25 protein-coding genes and 2 pseudogenes are annotated in these 23,708 nt (G+C 42.6%); 18 read left to right on the plus strand and 9 right to left on the minus strand.

All coding sequences use genetic code 11. From position 1 onward, the window contains the following. Nucleotides 1-16: 16 nt before the first annotated feature. The 5 genes from NST79_RS01270 to NST79_RS01290 all read left to right on the plus strand — a co-directional run bounded on the left by NST79_RS01270 (nt 17) and on the right by NST79_RS01290 (nt 3,385). Complete coding sequence (locus tag NST79_RS01270) at nt 17-307, plus strand: DUF6407 family protein (protein ID WP_003234913.1); 291 nt, start codon at nt 17-19, stop codon at nt 305-307. 57 nt (nt 308-364) lie between these two features. After that, a complete protein-coding gene (locus NST79_RS01275; RefSeq protein WP_003246482.1) occupies nt 365-739 on the plus strand; it encodes a DUF2294 domain-containing protein in 375 nt (124 codons plus the stop codon). Between the two features lie 482 nt (nt 740-1,221). Next, nucleotides 1,222-1,524, plus strand: coding sequence for a metalloregulator ArsR/SmtB family transcription factor (locus NST79_RS01280; protein WP_003234907.1), 303 nt, complete (start codon nt 1,222-1,224; stop codon nt 1,522-1,524). A gap of 127 nt (nt 1,525-1,651) precedes the next feature. After that, the gene (locus tag NST79_RS01285; RefSeq protein WP_212060558.1) at nt 1,652-2,824 is read left to right on the plus strand and encodes an MFS transporter; all 1,173 of its coding nucleotides are present in this window, start codon (nt 1,652-1,654) and stop codon (nt 2,822-2,824) included. Between the two features lie 207 nt (nt 2,825-3,031). Next, nucleotides 3,032-3,385 (plus strand): hypothetical protein, encoded by a 354-nt coding sequence (locus tag NST79_RS01290; RefSeq protein ID WP_212060560.1) that lies wholly within the window; start codon nt 3,032-3,034, stop codon nt 3,383-3,385. A 106-nt stretch (nt 3,386-3,491) separates the two neighbouring features. Here the strand turns inward: NST79_RS01290 and NST79_RS01295 are convergent. Beyond that, a pseudogene (locus tag NST79_RS01295) lies at nt 3,492-3,638 on the minus strand (MerR family DNA-binding transcriptional regulator); the annotation flags it as partial. Between the two features lie 131 nt (nt 3,639-3,769). On the opposite strand from NST79_RS01295, the gene NST79_RS01300 reads away from it, so the two are divergent. From NST79_RS01300 to NST79_RS01315, 4 genes and pseudogenes are all read left to right on the plus strand, one after another. Beyond that, the gene (locus NST79_RS01300; protein WP_212060562.1) at nt 3,770-4,747 is read left to right on the plus strand and encodes an alpha/beta hydrolase; all 978 of its coding nucleotides are present in this window, start codon (nt 3,770-3,772) and stop codon (nt 4,745-4,747) included. Between the two features lies 1 nt (nt 4,748). Further along, entirely contained in the window at nt 4,749-5,420 is a 672-nt protein-coding gene (gene ybdJ / locus NST79_RS01305) for a two-component system response regulator YbdJ (protein WP_003234895.1), read from the plus strand. Next, nucleotides 5,417-6,403, plus strand: coding sequence for a two-component system sensor histidine kinase YbdK (gene ybdK, locus NST79_RS01310; RefSeq protein WP_191603904.1), 987 nt, complete (start codon nt 5,417-5,419; stop codon nt 6,401-6,403). The genes ybdJ and ybdK overlap by 4 nt, the downstream gene beginning before the upstream one ends. A 58-nt stretch (nt 6,404-6,461) precedes the next feature. Continuing rightward, nucleotides 6,462-6,724 (plus strand): annotated as a pseudogene (locus tag NST79_RS01315) (hypothetical protein). On the opposite strand, the gene NST79_RS01320 reads toward NST79_RS01315, so the two are convergent. Together NST79_RS01320 and NST79_RS01325 are read right to left on the minus strand one after the other, a co-directional pair. Further along, complete coding sequence (locus NST79_RS01320) at nt 6,709-7,470, minus strand: protein kinase (protein ID WP_212060564.1); 762 nt, start codon at nt 7,468-7,470, stop codon at nt 6,709-6,711. The pseudogene NST79_RS01315 and the gene NST79_RS01320 overlap by 16 nt on opposite strands. An 85-nt stretch (nt 7,471-7,555) precedes the next feature. Then, a complete protein-coding gene (locus NST79_RS01325; RefSeq protein WP_212060566.1) occupies nt 7,556-8,413 on the minus strand; it encodes a hypothetical protein in 858 nt (285 codons plus the stop codon). Nucleotides 8,414-8,544: 131 nt separating this feature from the next. Between NST79_RS01325 and NST79_RS01330 the strand changes: the two genes are divergently transcribed. The 4 genes from NST79_RS01330 (at nt 8,545) to NST79_RS01345 (ending at nt 11,994) form a co-directional block, all read left to right on the plus strand. Continuing rightward, the gene (locus tag NST79_RS01330) at nt 8,545-9,729 is read left to right on the plus strand and encodes a DUF4885 domain-containing protein (RefSeq protein WP_212060568.1); all 1,185 of its coding nucleotides are present in this window, start codon (nt 8,545-8,547) and stop codon (nt 9,727-9,729) included. Nucleotides 9,730-10,037: 308 nt separating this feature from the next. After that, a complete protein-coding gene (locus NST79_RS01335; protein WP_015252942.1) occupies nt 10,038-11,426 on the plus strand; it encodes an amino acid permease in 1,389 nt (462 codons plus the stop codon). A 111-nt stretch (nt 11,427-11,537) separates the two neighbouring features. Then, the gene (gene csgA, locus NST79_RS01340; RefSeq protein WP_024571599.1) at nt 11,538-11,786 is read left to right on the plus strand and encodes a sigma-G-dependent sporulation-specific acid-soluble spore protein CsgA; all 249 of its coding nucleotides are present in this window, start codon (nt 11,538-11,540) and stop codon (nt 11,784-11,786) included. 16 nt (nt 11,787-11,802) lie between these two features. Beyond that, nucleotides 11,803-11,994 carry a DUF5370 family protein gene (locus NST79_RS01345; protein WP_003234886.1) on the plus strand — a complete coding sequence of 64 codons (192 nt, stop codon included), beginning with the start codon at nt 11,803-11,805 and terminating at the stop codon, nt 11,992-11,994. Between the two features lie 26 nt (nt 11,995-12,020). Here the strand turns inward: NST79_RS01345 and blaOXA are convergent, their stop codons facing one another. Then, the gene (gene blaOXA / locus NST79_RS01350; protein WP_212060570.1) at nt 12,021-12,824 is read right to left on the minus strand and encodes a class D beta-lactamase; all 804 of its coding nucleotides are present in this window, start codon (nt 12,822-12,824) and stop codon (nt 12,021-12,023) included. A 163-nt stretch (nt 12,825-12,987) separates the two neighbouring features. On the opposite strand from blaOXA, the gene cypC reads away from it, so the two are divergent. Then, nucleotides 12,988-14,241 carry a fatty-acid peroxygenase gene (cypC, locus tag NST79_RS01355; RefSeq protein ID WP_021481914.1) on the plus strand — a complete coding sequence of 418 codons (1,254 nt, stop codon included), beginning with the start codon at nt 12,988-12,990 and terminating at the stop codon, nt 14,239-14,241. Between the two features lie 40 nt (nt 14,242-14,281). Here cypC and NST79_RS01360 read toward each other — a convergent pair whose 3' ends face one another. Beyond that, entirely contained in the window at nt 14,282-14,542 is a 261-nt protein-coding gene (locus tag NST79_RS01360) for a hypothetical protein (protein ID WP_003234883.1), read from the minus strand. A gap of 267 nt (nt 14,543-14,809) precedes the next feature. Between NST79_RS01360 and NST79_RS01365 the strand changes: the two genes are divergently transcribed. Beyond that, on the plus strand, nt 14,810-16,429 hold the full coding sequence (locus NST79_RS01365) for an APC family permease (RefSeq protein WP_167559192.1): 1,620 nt from the start codon (nt 14,810-14,812) through the stop codon (nt 16,427-16,429). A 46-nt stretch (nt 16,430-16,475) separates the two neighbouring features. On the opposite strand, the gene NST79_RS01370 is transcribed toward NST79_RS01365, so the two are convergent. Both NST79_RS01370 and glpT read right to left on the minus strand, forming a co-directional pair. Further along, entirely contained in the window at nt 16,476-17,357 is an 882-nt protein-coding gene (locus NST79_RS01370) for a glycerophosphodiester phosphodiesterase (protein WP_029317254.1), read from the minus strand. A gap of 98 nt (nt 17,358-17,455) precedes the next feature. Next, nucleotides 17,456-18,790, minus strand: a complete 1,335-nt coding sequence (gene glpT / locus NST79_RS01375; RefSeq protein ID WP_003246460.1) for a glycerol-3-phosphate transporter — start codon at nt 18,788-18,790, stop codon at nt 17,456-17,458. A 296-nt stretch (nt 18,791-19,086) separates the two neighbouring features. Between glpT and NST79_RS01380 the strand changes: the two genes are divergently transcribed. The 3 genes from NST79_RS01380 to NST79_RS01390 all read left to right on the plus strand — a co-directional run bounded on the left by NST79_RS01380 (nt 19,087) and on the right by NST79_RS01390 (nt 21,591). Further along, nucleotides 19,087-19,335 carry a YbeF family protein gene (locus NST79_RS01380; RefSeq protein ID WP_015715167.1) on the plus strand — a complete coding sequence of 83 codons (249 nt, stop codon included), beginning with the start codon at nt 19,087-19,089 and terminating at the stop codon, nt 19,333-19,335. A 91-nt stretch (nt 19,336-19,426) separates the two neighbouring features. Beyond that, entirely contained in the window at nt 19,427-20,344 is a 918-nt protein-coding gene (locus tag NST79_RS01385; protein ID WP_212060572.1) for a helix-turn-helix domain-containing GNAT family N-acetyltransferase, read from the plus strand. Continuing rightward, the gene (locus NST79_RS01390; protein WP_212060625.1) at nt 20,341-21,591 is read left to right on the plus strand and encodes an MFS transporter; all 1,251 of its coding nucleotides are present in this window, start codon (nt 20,341-20,343) and stop codon (nt 21,589-21,591) included. Before NST79_RS01385 ends, NST79_RS01390 begins: the two co-directional genes overlap by 4 nt. A gap of 252 nt (nt 21,592-21,843) precedes the next feature. Here the strand turns inward: NST79_RS01390 and NST79_RS01395 are convergent, their stop codons facing one another. Both NST79_RS01395 and NST79_RS01400 read right to left on the minus strand, forming a co-directional pair. Further along, a complete protein-coding gene (locus tag NST79_RS01395) occupies nt 21,844-22,764 on the minus strand; it encodes a DMT family transporter (protein ID WP_076458347.1) in 921 nt (306 codons plus the stop codon). Beyond that, nucleotides 22,761-23,588, minus strand: coding sequence for an AraC family transcriptional regulator (locus tag NST79_RS01400; RefSeq protein WP_212060573.1), 828 nt, complete (start codon nt 23,586-23,588; stop codon nt 22,761-22,763). Before NST79_RS01400 ends, NST79_RS01395 begins: the two co-directional genes overlap by 4 nt. Nucleotides 23,589-23,708: the final 120 nt, after the last annotated feature.

Genomic DNA, 23,708 nt, shown 5'->3' on the forward strand with positions numbered 1-23,708 from the left:
GTTCTAAGGAGATTGTATGAGCGCTAATTTAACTGATTTTGTCACGAAAACAATAGAGGAAATGAACTCGTTTGATCGTGAAAATATGGAATGTATAAAAAAACTAATTAGAAAAGCAATTGATTTTTATCATCTAAAGTCTTATGAAGAAGTTGAGGAAACCCATTCAGGAAATGTTCGATTTTTGCATGTCCACTCTATGATGGAAGAAAATATGTTATCCAAAATGATAGTGGTCACAAGAAACGGTAAAACTGATTTGGATATTGAAGGTGTATATGAAGGATATGTTGTAAGAGAATATTAATGAGACGAAATCACAAATAGAATATGCCAATTTTTTTGCTCAGGAGATGTATTAGATATGAAAAAGTCGAAGGGTTCTATTGAATCAGAGATCAGTAAGTCCATTACTCAATGGGAGAAGGATTATCTTGGACGGGGGTCTGTATCTGTTAAGACTGATATACTGCGGGACATGATCATCGTCAATTTAAAAGGGATTTTAACACCAGCCGAATATGTAGTTTGTGGATCAAAAGAGGGTATGTTATCTATCAAACAAACTCGTTCGGAGTTAGTCGAATCAGGTATAGAAGGCCTTAAGGATATTATCTTAAAAATAACCGGAGAAAAAGTGAAAAGTTTTCATACTGATTTAAGCTCCCGGACAGGTGAACGAGTGATGGTATTTAAATTATGTAATGATCTAGAGAAAAATTTGGAAAAGATCTTATAATCTAAAGAAAATAAATGTTAAGACGGTATGGAATTTGTTGTGAATTGAACATAAAGAACTGCCGATTCTTTTGTTTTACAATTATGGTATCATTGATAACTTTTATTCATATCCTAAGCGGACATAAAGAGATGTCAATTCATAGTACACTGTTGTGTTATTCCTGTCGAAAGATCTAACATCCGCTGTTGTTATGAGCGGATGTTTTTTACATCTAAATTTGCTGCTGGTGATTAGTCACTTGAACAATATTAAATTCATTTTAATTGAAAACATCCTTGTCACCTGCCGGGTTCCCCCAAGTGTTTAGTGACATGATTATGAGACCAATTTCGTAAAGCTTGATGATAAATTTAAGCGGTGGACAAAATTGATATGCTGTCTTCAGTTTCATTTCACGGAATTAGTCAGAGATAAACCTTTAATTAAAAATATCCAAAAAACGGATTGACATATCGGAATATAACGATATAATAATCGATATGGAACCAATTGAAGTATTCAAAGCCTTATCAAATGAATCAAGGCTGCAAATTTTACAATGGCTGAAGGAGCCCGATCGTCATTTTGCACCCCATGAAGGGATTGATATGAACACAATCGGGGTATGTGTCAGTCAAATAACAGACAAATTGAAAATGACGCAATCGACAGCTTCTCAATATCTTACCATCCTTTTAAGAGCCGGCTTGATTAAGGCGGAGCGTATTGGAAAGTACACATATTACAAAAGAGATGAAGAAGCCATTGGGAAACTTGCTGACTTTCTTAAAACAGAGATATAAAAATAAACATCAAAAGATGTTTATTTTTACACCATACATATCGACATATTACGATGTGTTTATTTTTTTATAATAACATATCGATAATTCGTGATATGTTTATTAATAATTGAGGAGTGAATGTTTTATGTCTAACACTTGGAAAATTTATATTTTAGCCATTGTCAGCTTTTTAGTTGGAACCTCAGAGTACATTATTTCGGGAATTTTGGATCAAATTGCTCATACTCTCGGGATCACTTTAGCTGCCGCGGGCCAGCTCATTACCATTTTCTCACTTGTATATGCTCTTTCTACACCCGTACTTATGGCGTTGACAGCAAGTATGGATAGACGCAAATTGATGATGTATGCCCTAGGTTTGTTTGTGTTCGGTAATGTCCTGGCTTTTGTACTGCCTGGTTATGGATGGTTTATTGCAGCGCGGATCATTATGGCGATGGGAGCAGGTGTGGTGGTTGTCACCGCCTTAACGATTGCGGCTAAGATTGCATCGGAAGGGAAGCAGGGCAGTGCCATCGCTACGGTCGTGATGGGATTTACCGCTTCTTTAATCATAGGTGTTCCGCTTGGAAGAATGATAGCAGTAGCATTAGGCTGGAAGTCTGTATTTGGTGCCATTGCTTTGTTGGGATTGATCGCGATGGTCGTTATTTTCTTTACTCTTCCGCATACTGAAGGGGATAAGCCTGTGCCTTTGCTTCAACAGCTTGCTCTTTTCAAAAAACGGAAAGTGGCTATGGGATTATCAATCACTTTCTTCTGGCTCGGGGGATATTCTGTTGCTTACACTTATTTGTCACCGTATCTCTTGAACATCTCAGGTATAAATGGCAAGCTGCTCAGTGGTGTTTTGCTTATATTTGGAATTGCCAGTTTGGTTGGATCAAAGTTTGGGGGATATAGCACCGATAAATGGGGAGTACCCTTTACACTCGTTGGTGGGATGACATTGCATATCGTCACACTGATTCTGCTGTCACTTGTTACTCATTCCTATATCGGAGTGTTGGTGATTCTCATATTATGGTCGTTTGCCGCATGGTCTACAGGTCCGACACAGCAATTTCACCTGGCTACAATAGAACCGGAAATGTCAGGTGTTTTGCTTAGCATGAATCAGTCAATGATGCAATTCGCCATGGCGGTCGGCGCAGGAATAGGAGGGGTTTTTGTGGAAAACGTATCATTGGCCTCGATTACCTGGGTTGGTGCGTTAGGGATTATGATTGCCATTATTACATCATTGAGGATTTTTCATTCACAACCCAAACAGACGCTAAAAGATATCAATCAATAATTTCGAAAGATCTAACATCCGCTCGTTATACAAGCGGGTGTTTTTTTATACGCTCAACTAGAAGGCACACTGTAGCTGAAAGGGATTTTTGCCGACGGAGAGCTGAAGCACAGCAAGTTATAATATACTAGGAAGGGAAATAACGGTATGGCGGAAGGGTTTTAGCGCTTCTCGCCTGTAAGATCATTACTTTGAGGATGTGTCATCGTGAATCAAAAGACGTACATTGAAATGAGCAGGACATCGCAGTACATCAACAAAATGAGAGAGTATTCAGTGCTAATTGATGGGGCTGAGATGGGAACTATCAAAGATGGAGGAAGGCTGCGAATTGATTTACCGCCTGGTGAGCATGTTATTCAAGTGAAGATTGCTTGGTGTACAAGCCCAACTTTGAGGTTTGCTTTAGCGGAAGGAGAAGTGTTGAAGTTTAGATGCGGAAGTCCGCTTCAAGGTTGGAAGTTGCTTTTGGCACTTTTTTCTGTTTTGGCCCGTCCTGAAAATTATCTGTTTATCGAGCAGGAAGAAGAGAAAAAGCTTTGTGGTGACTTTGTTGTGTGAATAAATAGGAATAAATAGATTAAATACCCCTGAATTATGTTTTGTGAAAGATTGATATAAGCGGTAGCCTTCTCAATGTCGTTCTCGGTTGGAGAAGGCTGCGTATAAGAAATTCTCGGACTTTGCGGATAGACCTTCCGATTTCAGGATTAATGTCTTCTGGGTGGATGAGTCCGATTTCATCATAGTATCGCAGTGTTTTTGTTGATACTTTGCATATCTTTGAAAATTCGCCGATCGATAGCCGAGTGATCACCTCTATGCTCCAAATGTACACCTTTCCGTAAGGGCAAAGTTAAATGTGAAAATAAAACTGTTCCAAAGTTAATCAGTTATTTATTTTCATACCGTATCCTTTCAGTATCACGGTGAAAGGAGCATCATATGAAAACATTATGGAAAGTCCTGAAAATTGTTTTTGTCAGCTTGGCTGCTTTGGTTTTGCTTGTATGCGTCTCGGTATTTATTTATCACCATTTCCAGCTAAATAAGGAGGCGGCACTGCTGAAAGGTAAAGGCACAGTAGTCGATGTTGACGGGAAAAAGATGAATGTGTATCAAGAGGGAAGCGGGAAGGATACGTTTGTGTTTATGTCCGGTTCGGGGATTGCTGCGCCTGCTTATGAAATGAAGGGGCTGTACAGCAAGTTTTCAAAAGAAAATAAGATTGCTGTTGTAGATCGGGCAGGTTATGGATACAGTGAAGTGTCTCACGATGACAGAGATATTGATACAGTATTGGAACAGACGAGGAAAGCGCTTATGAAAAGCGGAAATAAGCCTCCTTATATTTTAATGCCTCATTCGATATCCGGGATTGAAGTGATGTATTGGGCACAGAAATATCCTAAGGAAATCAAGGCCATTATTGCGATGGATATTGGATTGCCCCAGCAGTACGTCACGTATAAATTGAGCGGAGTTGACAGATTGAAAGTGAGAGGGTTCCACCTGTTAACCTCGATTGGTTTTCATCGGTTTATGCCTTCCGCTGTATATAATCCTGAGGTGATTCGGCAGTCGTTTTTAACTGATGAAGAAAAAGAAATCTATAAAGCCATTAACTTTAAGCAATTTTTTAATGCAGATATGGAGCATGAGCTTTTACAGTCTTACCAAAACGGCAGCAAATCTGTGAATCTGCCGGCGCCAAAGGAAACTCCCGTCTTGATTTTAGATGCGGTCTCTGACCAAAATAGACATTCAAAGTATGCTATACAAAACCGAAAAGACTATGAAGCGTTTGCGGCTCAATTCAATACTGCCGATATAAAGGAACTGAGGGGAACACACAGTATTTATTTATATCAGCCTGATCAAATATATAAACTTTCCATGGAGTTTATGAGAAAGGTTCGCTAGGATGAAGGGTTATCGTATTTTAATCGTTGAGGACGATGTGATGATTGGTGATTTGCTGCAAAAGATTTTGCAGCGTGAGGGATATCGTGTGATATGGAAAACAGATGGAGCGGATGTGCTTTCGGTGATTCAGAAGGTGGATTTGGTCATTATGGATGTGATGCTGCCGGGTGAAGACGGGTATCAAATGTCTGCAAAAATCAAAAAGCTGGGGCTGGGCATTCCGGTTATTTTTCTCTCAGCCCGCAATGACATGGACAGCAAGCTTCAAGGTTTGCAGATCGGCGAGGATTATATGGTAAAGCCCTTTGATCCGAGAGAGCTGCTATTAAGAATGCGGAATATGCTTGAGCATCATTATGGGACCTTTACGCAAATCAAACATTTGTATATTGATGCGGTAACGAAAAAAGTGTTCAATGAAAGCCTGCATGATGAGGTATTATTTACTGCGATTGAGCGGAAAATTTTCTTTTATTTATATGAAAATAGAGACAGTATCCTGACAAAGGAACATTTCTTTGAATATCTATGGCAGCTCGAAGATAGAAACCCGAATATTGTCAATGTGCATATTAAAAAAATCAGAGCTAAAATCAATGATCAAGCGGGTGAGATGATTGAAAATATATATGGAGAAGGGTATCGGCTGAATACCGTTGTGAAGAAATGAAGCTCAAGACAAAATATCAGTTGTTATTGTTTACGGCTGTCATTAGTGTTCCGATGCTGTTGCTGGCGGTCAGTGTTTTGATGTCTGTTATTTATGACAGCATGTTTAAACCGATGAATCATGGTATGCCCTTTCACAGGTCGTTTGCGTACCCGGCAATGATCGTTGTATTTTTGATATCGCTCTTATTGTTAGCTTTTTTATTTTCAAAGTCGATTCATTCTCTGTTGCATAAAATCAATCTATTAAATCAAACCATTCGGCATTTGGCGAGTGATCAAAGGGTGCCCGATAAAATTGAAGTGAAGCGTGCTGATGAAATCGGGGAACTGATCAAGTCGGTCAATTTGTTAATTGAACGGACGACATATCGTGAACTGGAGCTGAGACAGCAAGAGGAAATCAAAAAGGAGCTTTTGCAAAAACTGCGGCATGACATTAATACACCTTTAACGGCTCTCAGGCTGCATTTATTTTATTTGGAAGACCAATGTCATGGTCAGGCTGTATTCGAATCATTGTATCAGCAAATCGAATATATCTCGGAATTAACCAATGAATTCAATCTATATTCCGCTGAGACGCTGGAAAGCTCTTATATTGTAAATGAAGAAGTGCGTCTAAACGAGCTATTAGAAACAGCGGTGAAAAAGTGGGATTATTTATACAGTATGAGTGGGATTGAGCTGCACTATAAGCCGGCAGATCAAGATGTGATATGGATGAGCAACGCGTTATGGATGGAAAGGCTGTTTGATAATATTTTTCAAAATACGTTAAGGCATTCAAAAGCTAAAAAGATGGAAGTCACGATTGAACATGGCGATGTTTTTATTCGTGATGACGGTATTGGATTTGATCGGAATGAGAGCAGTGAGGGACTTGGGTTAAAGATTATTGAGGATACATGCAGGCTGCTTGCGATTACTTATGAGCTGCATACAAATGATAACGGAACGGGGTTCTTGTTTTCAAAAGAGTGACCCCGCTGATGTTTTTCTTTCTCCTATAAAATTTATATAATAGGGAGAAAGAAATGGGGTGAACATCATATGTTTAAAAAAATCATCAAAACGATTAAGTACCTCTCAAGCAGTTCTAGTGACCGATATCGCAGACACCGGCATTACAGCAGCAGCCGGCGCAGACATTATCGCAGCTACAGCAGCAGCCCGGGCAAAAGAAGACACTACGACCGTTATGGCGGCAGTCATCGTTACAAACGCCGGAGCTACAGCAGCAGTTAATCCAAAAAAGTTCTTGTTCCGCTTTTGGGACAAGGGTTTTTTTATGTGACCGATTGAATGGCCCGGTTTAGATCCTCGCGAATGGAAGCGGTGTGCTGATACTCTTCCTCGATGCCCAATAATCTTTTCAGCAGCAGGGTTACTTCCTTTGTCAGTGTTAATTCCTCCAGCCAAGTGCCGTTTTTCTTCTTTTTTCCTTTATATTGAGAGTACAGCAGGAATAACAGCGTTTCTCCGAGATCGAAGAAGTCATCCTGTTTTCGTACCTTTATTTCCTCCATTTCTTCAGGAGTCAATTGTTTGGCAAGGAGGAGGCAGAGCCTGCCGTCATTGATGATGATATTAGGCGTCCTGATGTCGCTGTGGAAGATAAGGCGATCATGCAGGTATTCTATAATCTCAAGCAGCTGCGAAATCAGTTGTAACGCCATAAGCTCTGTGAACGGCTGTTTTCGAAAAAATAATAATTCTTCTATATTCTCTCCCTCAATGAACTGCATGACATAATAAGCCTGTCCGTCTATGATGAACTCATCTATGAAGCCCGGAATTTGCGGGTGGTGAATGCTTTTGAGAAGTTTTATTTCCTGCTGGAACCGGACTTTTTCTTTTTCCTTTTTCGCTTTTGTCGGCCGAAGCTGTTTTAAGACATAAGGTGTTTGAGTTAGGATATCGGTGCACAAATAAACCAAACCGTAGCCTCCCATACCGAGGCACTCTTCGATTTTGTATTGATGATTTAAGATAACGCCGTTCTTTAGAGGGCGGTCAAAAAGCAGTTTTTTTAGAAGCTTTAATGCCATGTCTGCACTTCCCTTGGTTGTACTGACTATAGTTTACCTTCTAGACTGAGAATAAAAAAGAGCCGGATAACCGGCTCGGTATAAGTTAAAACTGCTTTGTCACGTCGTATTCATAATCTATTTTTGTTTTTACGTTGCTCATCGCCGATCTGGCTGTCGCTAATGTATTATATTTAAAACTCCATACCTTTGCCACACTGAGTTGATCTGACAAAGAGATATCATAAGACCCTGAAGTCGAGCTGTTTACAAGAGCACGGCGCCATTCGTTGTTTTCGCTCGTCATGATCAGGTGGCGTGTATTTCCCTGGCTTGGTGTTTGAGTGGCGGTTGTCTGAACTCTGGTTACAATGGCATCACGCGGTATCCCAGATTGGTTTGTTAAATCAACCTTGATCACGCTGGAGTCAGAACCTGAGGGGCTAAGGCTTGTATTTCCTTTATTTTCAGCAACGCCGCTGAATTGGAACGTTCCGCTGCCTGATTTGATTCGGTCTTCAATTGAAAGCGTAAAGTACATGTTTCCAGTATAGGTGCCTCGTGACACTTTCACATAAAAGGTATCCGTCGTGTTTTGGGCGTCTGCATTTGCATAAATAAAAGAAGAAAACGTATTAGGGTTAATGACTTCTGTCCCTTGAGAAACAGGTATTCTATTCTTATCATAAATTTCAATTTTCATCCCTGTATACGCGCTCTGGTATGTACTCCTCACGTATACTTTTTCTCCCTTATTAGCCGTAAAAGTGAAATAGGCTTCATCTTGACCAGCTTCCAGTATTGTTGTATCGATATTTTTATATTTCCAATAACCGATCGGCATTGCGGTATCAAATGAATTGTTTTCTGTGATAGCAGTGACTCCGACAGCTGATGCCGAATACGTAAAGGTGAATAAGACAGACAGCATAACAGCGAATGGAATAAGCCATTTTTTCACCATGCAAACAACCTCCTTTTATTTCCATCATACATAATAACGATTTAGGTGTAAATAAATGTTTTTTTAGGTTAATATATACATTATCTTTGCCGATAAAAAAGAATAAGAGAGAATACTCGGGAGGGAATTCAATGCGTCTGAATCGGCAATTTATCCGCACTCAGCTGATGGCACAGAACATATTGAGCAAGAATGCGCCTGCCAAACGGGAGAATGCGACTGAAAATCCAGCGGCAGTTCTGGAAAAGGCATACAGCAGGCTTAAGTCACAATCTTCAACTGGGGGAATCAATCAGTTCAATTATTCTAAAACCAGCGTGTCGGGAAACAGCGGGGCGTTCAGCAAAGTGTATCAATCAGCGAATGATCGAACAGTGACAGACACAGGGGAAGAAACAGTGATTCAATCCCAAAACCCCTATGAATCTGAGAGTGATATCAGAATCAAAATACTAGATGAAAAATACAGCAGGATGAATGCGATTAATAAAACAAAGTCTGATCCATTAGGCTATATTAAGGATAAGTACCAAAATTCAAAGTCTCCTTATTTCAGAAGTGATCTGTCAGCTGCAGAGAGACAGGCCGCTTACGATAATGAAACAGAATGGTTATTCAAAGGGAAGGCGCAAAACTATAACCTCCAGGATGCTGCGTTTCGGAATGTCACATTTCATGGGGAAGTGGAAGCTGAGAATGAAAAGGTGTATCAGCGGGGACAGGTTAACCAGCAGCTGCAAGTGCTGTTGAATCGAAACCATATTCATATTCCAGAGGGGACAGAGCTGACGTTTACAATCACACCGATTGACTATCAGGTGCGGGTGAGCGGGACAGACGATCAGGATCTGATCAAGCAGATTGAGCAAGTGCTGCAATCTGGAGACAACAGCAAAGAACTATTTTTGCACATCATGAAAAGCCAAAGCAGTGATTCAGCACAATTTTCCGAAGAGGCCTATCAAAAGTATCAGGCTGCTCGTGAGATGTACGAAGTTACAGGCTACCATTTAAAGGATTTAGAAGTGATTGATGGGCGGTATGTCACGCCTGATGGACGTGACTTATTAGACGTCTATAAAGAAGAACTTGAAAAAGATCCAGTGCAGAAACAAACGGCTTCTTATGCTATATCTTACTATCGTTCAGAGCTCAGTAAAATCGCGGAAGCCGGGTATAATGCCATTCCGGAATTCATCCTATCAATTGATTACAGCAATGGATCTCTGAGAGATGTGGGACAAAGGAAGAGCTATGGGACCGGAGATACCGGGTGGCTTGAAGCATTAAAGCGTCAAACGGGTGTGAATTATTAGGTAAGCTGTTCATATAGAACAGCTTATTTTTTATGAGAATCTAAGGGGTGTATTAATTTCAATATTCAAATAATTTTATTATTTTTATATAAAAGATTTTAAAAGAAGTGAACGATTCAAAACTCTGAACAAAGGTGTTTACCTGAAAAAAACAATTGTATTTCCCAGAGAAATTTATTATGATGAAATAAGTAATTTAGGAGATTATATAACAATTTTAAGTTTGAATTTTCTGATTGTTATCGCTGATTCATGTGAAGGCAAGCAGGTCTGCTGTTTTCTCATTTATGTTAGGAGGAGGAAGAGGAGTGGCAAATAAAGAATTAAAGAGGGGCCTGGGCGCGCGCCATATTCAGATGATCGCCTTGGGCGGTACGATCGGTGTTGGCTTGTTTATGGGTTCTGCCAGCACGATTTCATGGACTGGCCCATCTGTCCTTCTGGCTTATGCAATATGCGGAATTTTTATCTTTTTTATTATGCGTGCGATGGGTGAAATGCTGTATGTCGAGCCGAGCACAGGTTCTTTTGCGACGTTCGGCCATCAATATATTCATCCGATGGCAGGTTATATAACAGCATGGAGCAACTGGTTCCAGTGGATTATCGTCGGCATGTCAGAAATTATCGCTGTCGGTTCTTATATGAAGTATTGGTTCCCGGATTTGCCTGCTTGGATACCTGGTATCGTGGCAATGGTGATTCTTGGTGCGGCGAATTTAATTTCTGTTAAGTCGTTTGGGGAATTTGAGTTTTGGTTTGCGATGATTAAAATCGTGACGATTATCTTGATGATTATTGCGGGAATCGGAATTATTTTCTTCGGTTTTGGCAATGGCGGAGATGCGATCGGTTTGTCGAACCTGTGGTCTCACGGGGGCTTCTTTGCAGGAGGTTTCTCGGGTTTCTTCTTTGCACTGTCTCTTGTCATTGCGGCCTATCAAGGAGTTGAGCTGATCGGGATTACAGCGGGTGAAGCGAAGGACCCGCAAAACACGCTAAGAAATGCGATTCAAAGTATTATCTGGCGTATTTTGATTTTCTACATTGGTGCTATTTTTGTGATCGTGACGGTGTATCCTTGGGATGAGCTCAACTCACTCGGAAGTCCGTTTGTGTCTACGTTCTCGAAAATTGGAATTACGGCAGCGGCCGGCATTATTAACTTTGTCGTGATTACTGCTGCAATGTCCGGCTGTAACAGCGGTATTTTCAGCGCGGGCCGCATGCTGTATACACTGGGTGTCAATGGACAAGCACCGAAATTCTTTAAGAAGATTTCACGCAATGGTGTGCCGCTGTATGGCACAATTGCGGTGCTGATCGGTTTGGCTGTCGGTGTTGTGCTGAACTATATCGCTCCGCCGAAGATCTTTGTCTATGTATACAGCGCAAGCGTGCTCCCAGGGATGATTCCTTGGTTTATCATTTTGATCAGCCATATCGGATTCAGAAAAGCGAAGGGCGCTGCATTAGATAAACATCCATTCAAAATGCCGTTTGCTCCTTTTACAAACTATTTGACGATTGCTTTCTTGCTGATGGTTCTGGTTGGCATGTGGTTTAACGATGATACTCGTATCTCTCTGATTGTAGGCGTAATTTTCTTAGCGCTTGTGGTCATTAGTTATTATGTGTTTGGGATTGGCAAACGCACGCAGGCCAATTTGACAAAAAGCGAACAAGCAGCTGAATAACGATAAAAAAGAGACATTCGCGGATGTCTCTTTTTTTATTTTTCGCGTATGGATTTTCCCTATTTTAGCAAGCTATAGGGTAAAGATAGCAGAAGGAAAGGTGTTCATAAAATGGATGTTACACTCGGTTATTTGCGCGAATCACTTTCGAATCATCTAGAAAATGAAGTGTGCCAGCGTATTTGCAAGAAGATGCTGGCGAAGCGTTATGCAAATGAAGGGGAATTTGTAAAAGACTTAGATGATAATGAAATGTCTTTTTTGAACCATGTATTAGAAAAAGAAATTAAGTATGCCCAGAATGAACAGGATCAAAAACGGGCCAAGGAATTAAACGAGGTGTATGAATTATTGCTTTGAGAAAGGCGGGTAAGAAATGGGAGCAATTGAACGAAGCGGATATACATTTCAGCCGGAGTTTAGCGTTGTCCGTCAAAACGGAGCCATCCATGTGTACCATCAAGGAGAATTTGTGGAAGAAATCGAATTTGAATTTAACGGGGAATATCCCGATCATGATTTGATTGAAGAGCTTGTGAATCATTATTGTTTTGAGCATGAGATTTAGAGCCCTGCCGTGCAGGGCTCTTTTATTTAGGATGTGATCAGGCCATACTTTTTCAGGATATCCACGGTGATGTTTTTGGCTTTTGTGCCGGAATCATCGACATTGGTGACAAAGACATAAGAGCCATGCTCTGTTTTGATGAATCCGACAAACCATCCTAATCCCATATCAGTCAGGCGGGTTCCGGTTTTCCCGTAGAGCGTGTAATGATCGCCTTCCTCTTGAATCATCATGCGCTTGACGGTTTTCATTACCGGCTTGTCAAATGGAAGCTCCTCTTTAGCCAGTTTCTCCAAAAAAGTTTCTTGTTCCAGCGGAGATATTGTGAGCGAGCTTTGCAGCCAAAACTGGTCGATTCCCCCGCTGATATCCTCGTTGCCGTAAGATAGAGTATGAAGCCATTTTTTCATTCTTTCCTCGCCGATATCTCTCGCTAATGCCTGATAATACCAGATTGCGGATTCGCGCATGGCCGAGCCAAGCGTATGGTCGCGGTTCCATGATTCGAATTCACGCTTGACCCTGTCCCATCGTTTAACATCGTATTCATCTCTTACAGCTTTGACCTGCAAACCGATTAAAGCGTTCACGACTTTAAAGGTGGATTGCGGAGTTTGTCTTTGATTTGCCCGTTTTCTGTTATAGACAAATGTCTGATCCTTTTGTAAATCGTGAAGAATGAAGGTTCCATCCGTATCCTTGAATTCGTCATCGACATTCATTCTGCTGACATTCAAGTGTTTTTCATGAGCAGATGACGCTGCGTGGACGGAGAAGCCGCCGATCCCTGCAATACTCAGCACAAGCACAACATATATCCATTTTTTCATTTTGTTCTCCCCTTTAACTACCTTTTCTCTCTTTCGTTTGTTCTTCCTTTAAAAAATAATCAAAAAGCGCTTAAATTTAGTTTTGTAAACAAATACTGATACTGGGTTTATAGTCGGAAGATAACGTGAAAATAGAGGGTAAAAAGGAAGGCAGGGTAAGCGGATGAATGAGCAGATTCCACATGACAAAAGTCTCGATAACAGTCTGACACTGCTGAAGGAAGGGTATTTATTTATTAAAAACAGAACAGAGCGCTACAATTCAGATCTGTTTCAGGCCCGTTTGTTGGGAAAAAACTTTATTTGCATGACTGGCGCTGAGGCGGCGAAGGTGTTTTATGATACGGATCGATTCCAGCGGCAGAACGCTTTGCCTAAGCGGGTGCAGAAATCGCTGTTTGGTGTTAATGCGATTCAGGGAATGGATGGCAGCGCGCATATCCATCGGAAGATGCTTTTTCTGTCATTGATGACACCGCCGCATCAAAAACGTTTGGCTGAGTTGATGACAGAGGAGTGGAAAGCAGCAGTCACAAGATGGGAGAAGGCAGATGAGGTTGTGTTATTTGAGGAAGCAAAAGAAATCCTGTGCCGGGTAGCGTGCTATTGGGCAGGTGTTCCGTTGAAGGAAACGGAAGTCAAAGAGAGAGCGGATGACTTCATTGACATGGTCGACGCGTTCGGTGCTGTGGGACCGCGGCATTGGAAGGGAAGAAGAGCAAGGCCGCGTGCAGAAGAGTGGATTGAAGTCATGATTGAAGATGCTCGTGCCGGCTTGCTGAAAACGACTCCCGGAACAGCGCTGCATGAAATGGCTTTTCACACACAAGAAGATGGAAGCCAGCTGGATTCCCGCATGGCAGCCATTGAGCTGATTAATGTACTCCGACCTATTGTCGCCATTTCTTACTTTCTGGTGTTTTCAGCTTTGGCGCTTCATGAGCATCCGAAGTATAAGGAATGGCTGCGGTCTGGAAACAGCCGGGAAAGAGAAATGTTTGTGCAGGAGGTCCGCAGATATTATCCGTTCGGCCCGTTTTTAGGGGCGCTTGTCAAAAAAGATTTTGTATGGAATAACTGTGAGTTTAAGAAGGGCACATCGGTGCTGCTTGATGTATATGGAACGAATCACGACCCTCGTCTATGGGATCATCCCGATGAATTCCGGCCGGAACGATTTGCGGAGCGGGAAGAAAATCCGTTTGATATGATTCCTCAAGGCGGGGGGCACGCCGAAAAAGGCCACCGCTGTCCAGGGGAAGGCATTACAATTGAAGTCATGAAAGCGAGCCTGGATTTCCTCGTCCATCAGATTGAATACGATGTTCCGGAACAATCACTGCATTACAGTCTCGCCAGAATGCCGTCATTGCCTGAAAGCGGCTTCGTAATGAGCGGAATCAGACGAAAAAGTTAAATCAAAAAGCTCTCTTCCTTTATCGAAGAGAGCTTTTTGATTACTTCTTTTTTTCATCGTAGTATTGGACGGGATACATGGAGCCTTCTGATACCATTTTGTTGTCCTCGATATCTTGCGGGTCCGGGTGGCCGGCTTTATCAACTGGGAACGTTTCCATGTCTGGCTGTTTTGTTATTTTCATCTTCATGCTGTGAATGAATTCTCTTGCCTTTTGGCGATTTGACGGGTCTTTTAATAGATAAGAAGTGATGCCGACAGTTGAAACAGCGAGACCTGAAAGTAACAGCTTTTGTTTCATGGTGATACTCCTTTCTATTTTAAGAATAGTGTTTCCTGTATCATTCCCGTTTTGGAAATAGCTAAACCTATTGTGTTTTTATCATTGGAATTTACAGTAAATTCCATTTAAGAAGAAACTAGTGACTTCATTCCTGTATTGGAAGGTAATATACATTGACTTATTATAGTTTCAGTCAAAATTCGATAAATATTGACAAAGTAAAGTAATCAGAATAATAATATAATTAGCAAGAGAATGTCATCATACATGAAAGGTGTTTACGATATGAATCAATTGCATCGAAGAATGGGAACGTTTTCCCTCATGATGGTCGGGCTCGGGTCGATGATCGGTTCAGGCTGGCTGTTCGGGGCTTGGCGTGCTGCTCAAATAGCAGGACCAGCTGCTATTATTTCATGGGTTATTGGAATGGTCGTCATTTTATTTATTGCTCTTTCTTATAGTGAACTAGGTTCTATGTTCCCTGAAGCGGGGGGAATGGTAAAATATACGCAATATTCACACGGTTCGTTTATCGGTTTTATTGCGGGTTGGGCCAACTGGATTGCGATTGTGTCCGTCATTCCGGTTGAAGCGGTGGCCTCCGTTCAATATATGAGTTCTTGGCCATGGGAATGGGCGAAATGGACAAGCGGTTTGGTGAAGAATGGAACGCTGACTGGGGAAGGGCTAGCATTTGCCTCTGTATTGCTTCTCATTTATTTTCTGCTGAACTATTGGACAGTCAATCTATTTTCGAAAGCGAATTCATTAATTACGATTTTTAAAATTATTATTCCGGGTCTTACGATTGGAGCTTTGCTGTTTGTCGGATTCCATGGAGAAAACTTTACTGGCGGTCAAAGCATTGCGCCGAATGGCTGGGCAAGTGTGCTGACGGCGGTTGCCACTTCAGGTATCGTTTTTGCGTTTAATGGTTTCCAAAGCCCGATTAATATGGCGGGTGAAGCAAAAAATCCGGGGAAATCAATTCCGATTGCGGTTGTTGGCTCTCTTTTCGTTGCGACAGTGATTTATGTCCTGCTGCAGATCGCCTTCATCGGAGCGGTGAATCCTTCTGATATTGCTCACGGCTGGAGCCATCTGAATTTTAATTCTCCTTTTGCTGATCTGGCGATTGCGCTGAATATTAACTGGCTAGTTATTGTGTTATATGCAGATGCATTTGTATCACCGTCTGGAACGGGGATTACGTATACGGCGACAACGTCCCGAATGATTTACGGAATGGAAAAAAACAAATACATGCCGAGTATATTCGGGAAGCTTCATCCGATTTACGGCGTTCCGCGACAAGCAATGTTCTTTAACTTGATTGTGTCGTTCATCTTTTTGTTCCTGTTCAGAGGGTGGGGCGTATTAGCGGAAATTATTTCCGTTGCTACGTTAATTTCTTATATCACCGGCCCGATCACAGTCATGACATTGAGACGGACGGGGAAAGACCTGTACAGGCCTCTTCGTTTAAAAGGTTTAAACGTGATTGCGCCGCTTGGATTTATCTTTGCGTCACTGGTGCTGTATTGGGCGCGCTGGCCGTTAACAGGGCAGGTCCTGTTTATTATCCTGATCGGTCTTCCGATTTATTTCTATTATCAGGCGAAGGCGAAATGGAAAGGGTTTGGCCGGAACTTTAAAGCCGGCGTCTGGATGGTGTTTTATCTGCTGGCCATGATGGTCATTTCTTATTTGGGCAGTGATAAATTCGGCGGCCTGAATGTCATTCATTATGGCTGGGATATGGTTCTGATTGCGATGGTATCACTTGTATTCTATGTGTGGGCGCTGAAGAGCGGCTACCAGACAGAATACTTAAAGGATGCGAAAGAGATAAATTCTCAGCTGATTAATGGACAGTCAGAAGCTGCTGCCGGAAAAGAATAAAATATAGAAGAAAACCTTGCGATAGTTGTCGCAAGGTTTTTTGCTTTTAATAACCCTTTTTTACTTTGTGGAAAAGATCAGGATAGTTGGTGAACACTCCTGTTACGCCCCAATCAAGCAGGCGATGCATATCAGCTTCATTATTGACTGTGTAAGGATGAAGCAGGAGGCCGTGGCTGCGGATCATACGGACGTTTTCTTGATTTAAAGCTTTATAATCCGGGCCCGCACCGACAGCGTATGTTTTGATTTCTTCCAGGGCAGCATCTGTCATTGACGCCATTTGTTTGGCTTCCAGCAATTGAACGGTCGGCAGGTTTGGCTGTAATTGATGGACTTTTACCAGGCTTTCTTTGCTGAACGATTGAATGATCACCTGGCCTGGCTTAGAATGCTTTCCCAGTAATTTATGTTTCTGCAAAGAAGCGATCAGTTTTTCTTCCATACCTGGGTAGGTGTCAGGCGATTTTGTTTCAATGTAGTAGTTCGCGCGCTTTCCGAAACGGTCTAATACCTCTTCTAATGTAGGAACTTTAAGGCCGACGTACTGCGGCTTTGCTTTTTCCGGATAGGCTTCATTAAACCAAGAACCGGCGTCAAGCTTCTTAATGTCTGCGAGCGTATGGTCTTTCACCCAACCCATTCCGTTTGTGGTGCGGTCCAGTTTTTCGTCATGCATGACAATCAATTTTCCGTCTTTTGTCATTTGCAGATCCAATTCAATAAAATCAGCTTTCATTTTCTGAGCGGTTTCGTAAGACAGAATCGTGTGCTCAGGCACATATCCAGAAGCCCCTCTGTGCGCGACGGTCAGGATACGGTCAGGTGACAGCAGGTTTCCTTTTGACGCTGCCGACACTGGCGTTACCATAAATGAGAGTAAGCCCAGCGACAGAACAAACAAGGCCAGTATTCTATTTTTTCTCATGATTTTTCCTCCTTATAGATAAGCACTACCTGTCTTTCATATTAAAAAACGGATGTAAACCGCGTGTTGGAAAACTATTAATCTTTTATGTGTCTTTCTTAAACATGCTCTGCCCGTTTTCCTGTATTCCATGTCAAAGCCAAGAAGACGATGGCAAGAATGCAGGAAGAGATCAGCATGATAAAGCCGCCGTTCCAATTAAAGCGGTCAACGACAAAGCCCATAATGGCGTTTGCGAAGGCGGATCCGCCGATGTATCCGAAAAATCCGGTCAAACCAGCTGCAGTTCCGGCTGCTTTTTTCGGTGCTAGATCGATCGCTTGCAGGCCGATCAGCATAACAGGTCCGTAGATTAAGAAGCCAATGCTGATTAAGGCGATATTGTCTACGAGCGGATTGCCGGCCGGATTCAGCCAGTACACCAATACGGCAATGAAAACACCCGCCATAAACAAAACGCCTGCCGGTGCCCGGCGGCTTTTGAAGAATCGGTCACTGATCCAGCCGCACAAGATCGTTCCCGGTATGCCTGCGTATTCGTAAAGAAAATACGACCAGCGCGAGTCTTCGGGAGAAAAGCCTTTGGCTTCTGTTAAGTAAGTAGGCGCCCAGTCAACCACGCCGTATCGCACGAAATAAACAAATACATTGGCAAAAGCGATGTACCAAAGAAATTTGTTGTTCAGCACATATTGAAAAAGAATTTCTTTTGTTGTTAATTCTTTTTCCTGATTTTTAAAAGCGTGTTTTGGATAGTCATTCCGATACTCTTCAATTGGCGGGAGTCCGCAGGATTGAGGCGTATCACGAACCAATAAAACAATTAAAAATGAAATGATAATGGCGATGATGGCAGGGAAGAAAAACACGCTTTTCCAAGTGACGAACATCGCGATCCCAAGAGTGACAAGCGGAGCAAGAATACCGCCGCCTATGTTATGGGCGACATTCCAGATCGACATTTTTGTGCCGCGTTCACTTATGGAGAACCAATGGGCCATCGTCCTGCCGCATGGCGGCCAGCCCATTCCTTGAAACCATCCGTTGATAAACATAAAAATAAACATGATGGTGACGCTCGAAGTCACCCAAGGCATTGAAACGAATAGAATATTAACGATTGCTGATAAAAATAGGCCTGTCGCCAGAAAATATCTCGGATTACAGCGGTCAGACACCATTCCCATGATGAATTTGCTGAAGCCGTACGCAATGGACACAGCGGCCAGCACCAAACCCAGTTCTGTTTTCGAAAATCCCTGTTCCTGCAGATAAGGAATGGCAAAGGCAAAGTTTTTCCGCAGCAGGTAGTAGCCTGCGTAGCCAATGAAAATACCAATGAATACTTGCAGCCTGAGCCGTTTGTATGCCGCATCCATCTTTGAATCATCCAGTCTCTCAATATGAGGAGCCGGTTTAAATATATTAAGCATTAATAATTATCCCCCTTTGCTGTTTGTGCTGGATGTGTGGCGTGCCTCCTTTCCCAAAAAACAAATAGAGCCAGAAAACACCCCTTGTCAAAAGGGGTTGGATTCCTGGCTCTCCTCATCTCCATCCAAGCTATTAACTTATCATGATAGCGCTTTCTTAAATTATCATAGTCCGGAGCGAATGTAAACGGGTAATTTTCAAATTGGGCCTTAGGGAAGTAAATATTATCCTTTTACTAAATGCAATTATATTTTTTTACTAGTAACATAAAAATCTGGAGGGAGGCTGTTTAAAGGTGGATGAATTAGATATCGCATTCTTTATTTTACCGTTAGGAATTATGCTGCTATCGATTGTCGGGACCTGTATTTGTAAAAACCCGTATCTGATGCCAATGCTTAGTTTGGTGATTTCTCTTGTGCTCACCTTTACCATTTTTAATGAATCATTTTTGGGATGGGCTGTTGTCTATAGCTTGGTTTCTCTGGCTTTATCCTATATCACATTGATTGTGGTAAGGAAAAGGAAGGAATCAGGAAATTAAAAAGACCTCACTTTCTAACATATCGTTGACTAAAGCAACTATATATGATTATAATTGCCTTAGTCAACAATATTAGAAAGTGGGGATTGATTTGAAAACAAGAGAATCATCTGTCGGATTAAAATTCAGAAAGTTCAATCGATTTTATACAAACGTCCTTGGTTTCCTTAATGAGCATATTTACGACAGCCCGTTTTCCTTAACAGAAACACGGATTTTATTTGAGATTTATAATACGCCTAATTGTACGGCAAAAGCTCTTCAGGATAAGCTGGGGCTTGACCGGGGATATGTCAGCAGGATTGTGAAGCAGTTTGAAAAAGAAGATTTGATCTATAAACAGAGGAGCAAAGATGACGCCCGCCACCATTATATTTTTGTCACAGAAACAGGAAAAACGATTTATAAAAAGCTGGAGGAGAAAGCCAACGAACAAGTAGAACTGATGCTGAAGGAAATCAACCAAAAGGAGCAGCACAAGCTTGCCGAGGCGATGGCAGAGATTGAAGCGATTCTTTCACAGTCGCTTTCTGCCAGAACATCAGAGATATCGATTAGAGATTATTTTCTTTCGGAGGATCTTCAACTCCTTATTGAGAAACAAAGACAATTTTACGCGGAGGCTCACGGTTGGGATGACACGTTTTTAGCTTATCTTCAGGAGACATTTGACGCTAAAATCGAAAAAATATGGATTGCGGAAAGCGGCGGGAAATTTGCCGGCTCTGTCGGGTTGGTCAAGCATGATGAAAAGACAGTCCAGCTCAGATGGTTTCTGGTTGATGCGGATTTTCGGGGCAGGGGGCTCGGCACGCAATTGCTGGAGCATCTGGTTGCATACTGCCAAGACATGAAGTTTGACCGCATTTTCCTTTGGACGGTGAGTACCATGGCTGAGGCTCGTCCGCTCTATGAAAAATTTGGATTCAAGATAAGTGAAGTGAAACAAGAAGCGCCATTATGGGGACAGCAGCTGACAGAAGAACGGTGGGATTTGGAGCTGTCATGAAAAGACTGCATTATGCTTGGGTCATCGTCTCCGTCACCTTCTTGATCTTATTGGCGGTTCAGGGGGTGCGGCTGTCGTTTGGTGCGTTTGTGGAGCCGTGGGAACGGCAGTTTTCAATGGATAGAAGCACCATCTCGCTGATTTCGACGATGAGTTTTATTGTTTATGGCATATCACAGCCTGTGATTGGGCGGCTTGTGGACAAATGGGGTGCTCGGGCTGTTTTGGCATGGAGTGCGTTACTGACAGGAGTCAGCATTTTCTTAACATACCTTGTGACTTCGCCTTGGGAGCTGTTTTTGCTTTACGGGCTGGGTGTCTCGCTTGGAGTTGGCGGAGCATCGAATGTGGCGGCAAGTGTATTGGTCGTCAATTGGTTCAGCAAAAAGCGGGGACTAGCCTTTGGGATCATGGAAGCAGGCTTTGGCGCGGGGCAAATGCTTCTCGTTCCCGGCTCACTCATGTTGATCCATTGGTTTAGCTGGAAGCTGACGGTTGTGGTGTTGGGACTGCTATTAATCGTGATTGTCTTTCCGGCTGCGCTGCTGATGCTTCGGAACAATCCTTCAGAAAAGAATACAGAGCCGATAGGCGGACTGGCTGCATCAGAAAAAGAAACAGCACCCAAAACAACAGCTCTTTCAGTGGCCGGGATGTTTCGTATGAGGCAATTCTGGTTCTTGATTTTTCCGTTTTTGATCTGTGGTTTTACGACCGTGGGGCTGATGGATACCCATTTGATTCCGTTTTCTCATGATCATGGCTTTTCAACGACAGTCACAAGTGCTGCTGTCAGTCTGCTGGCAGGCTTTAATATTGCTGGCATCTTGCTGTCCGGAATTGTAGCGGACCGGTGGAGCAGCCGGAAAATCCTGTGCATTTTATATGCGGTGCGGGCGCTGTCGATCGTGATTCTTATTTACAGCCACGAGCCCTACTTGCTTTTAGCCTTTGCGATTCTGTTTGGATTAGTGGACTTTGCAACGGTAGCACCGACTCAAATACTCGCCACCCAGTACTTTCAAAACTACTCGATCGGCCTCATGATTGGCTGGCTGTCACTCGCCCATCAGATCGGATCGGCACTAGGTGCGTATGTGCCCGGCGTCATCTACACGGTAACGGGTGAGTATACACTGGCTTTTTATTTGTCGATTGGAATGCTCGTGCTTGCGAGCGTAATGAATGTGATGCTGAGGGAGCCAGCGGCGGTTACGCGTGACAGTGCGGCTGTGGTAGACAAGTGATGAGGACAAAGGGAAAGCATCTCTGATTTGGGATTATTCAGAGATGCTTTTTTTGTTTGTTCTAATACGAAGTCGATCATACCGACTATGCGGGCGTTTTCGGATTTTTGTTTGAAGCGTTCTGAACGATTATAAGCGTAAAACCTCAAACATCTATTGGGAAGTTGAGACTATTTAACATATTTTCACAATAGTTGATTTGTAACGCAGCGTGAGATGTCTGTCGTCTACCCATAAACTGTAATTTAGACATTAAGCATCCATTTTACATCCGTTCTCCATCAGCTTCGCTTTCGGTTTCATCTCCGAGATGTAGAGGCCTAAAAGCGTAAGGGCGCCTCCTAGAAGAGCGATCCATGTCATGTTTTCATGCAGGACCAGGACGGAAGCGGCGATCGTGATAACCGGGACCATGTAAATATACGCACTGGATTTGACGGCTCCGAGCACGCCGACTGAATAATTCCAAGTGGCGAAGCACAGGGCAGAAGCGCCAATGCCTAGGAAAAGCATGTTAAGCGCATTCGAAGCAGATGAAAATCGGCTCAGGCCAAAATGGAAGTCGAACAAAAATAAGGCGGGAACCATAAACAATAAGCCGTACAAAAATACTCTCTGTGTCAACTCGATGATGTGGTATTCGTAAGCGCTTAATTTTTTCATGAATATCGAGTATCCGCCAAACACGAGAGCAGCCCCGGCTGCCATGATGTCTCCGAGCGGATTTAGACGCAGTACCACATTGCCGTTAAACGTAATCAATAAAAGCCCGATCAGTGCCGAGACAAATCCAATCAAAAAAGTCAGACGCAGTTTTTCGCCTTCGAGCAGAAAATGGGCCAAAACCGCAGTGATCATCGGTATAATGGACACGATCATGCCGACATTGGATGCGTATGTATAGGTGAGAGCTATATTTTCTAATAGAAAGTATAAGGTTACGCCAAATAAACCAGCTCCGGCAAACAACAGCTCCTGCCGCCAATTTCTGAACGGAATCATGTTGGGACGGACGAGGATAAGAGCGATAAAGCCCATCAAAAACCGATAAAATAATATTTCCATTGGAGAGAAGTCAGCCAGCAGAACTTTTGTCGAAATAAAGGTCGTCCCCCAAATCAGAATGGTCACAATGGCTGCGATATGCCCCGAAGTTTCTCTTTGTATGTTCATCTGTGAAGCTCCTTTTCAAAAATCTTCATGTATTGCTTCGGTGTCAGCCCCACCTGCCGTTTAAAAAACTTCGTCATATGACTCTGATCGCTGAATCCTGTCTGAAATGCCGCATCAATCGGCCTTACCCCTTGTTCAAGGAGTTTTTTGGCTTGATTAATCCGGATTGTTTCCATGTAGCTATTAGGGGTAATGCCTTTTTGTTTTGTAAATGAACGCAATAAATGATACTTGCTCCAGCCTGTTAATTCACTCAAATCATTGAGTGTAACATTTTCGGCATAATGCTCTTCTAAAAATTCACAAACCATTTTGACTTCGTCTGATGGTTCTGGAACGCTGCTAAGGAACGTGACATCTGAATAATGGCGGATCAGCTCCTCTAATAGATGAAGAAACAGCTCCTCCTTACGCAAAGCTTGTTTTTCCTCGGATATCAAAATATGCAATTCCTGCAGGCTGGCTGTCAGCTCATGGCGGAATAACACATGCTGGGAGAAATAAGGGAGATGCCCGGAGCCAGTAATCTCTTTCACCGCCTTCTCCATGATATCCGGCATGACATTGATACACCGATAATCAAGCGTCCGGCCGTCAATCTGTTCACAGCTATGCGTGTCACGGGGGTTAAAGAGGAGAAGATCACCTGGATTGATGATATATTCTTGATCCTGACAGGCCAGATACCGCTGCCCTTTTTCAATAAATCCAATCACATAATAATCGTGAAAGTGGTTCGGGAATTTTTGCATAATTCCCTTGAAGTGGTAGGCTTCTATATGAAGGTGTGGGTCAAGCTGCAGTGTGCGGGTTTCGTTTTGCATGGGATGCCTCCTGTCGGTGTGGTGTTCTTGGATTAAGTGTAGCATGATTTTGGGGGATTTCTTGTATGATGTTGCTGTTTAGGAATAGAGAAAGCAGACCGTTATTGATCTGCTTTCGTT

The sequence above is a fragment of the Bacillus sp. PS196 genome (assembly GCF_037963555.1).
Taxonomy (GTDB): Bacteria; Bacillota; Bacilli; order Bacillales; family Bacillaceae; genus Bacillus; species Bacillus subtilis.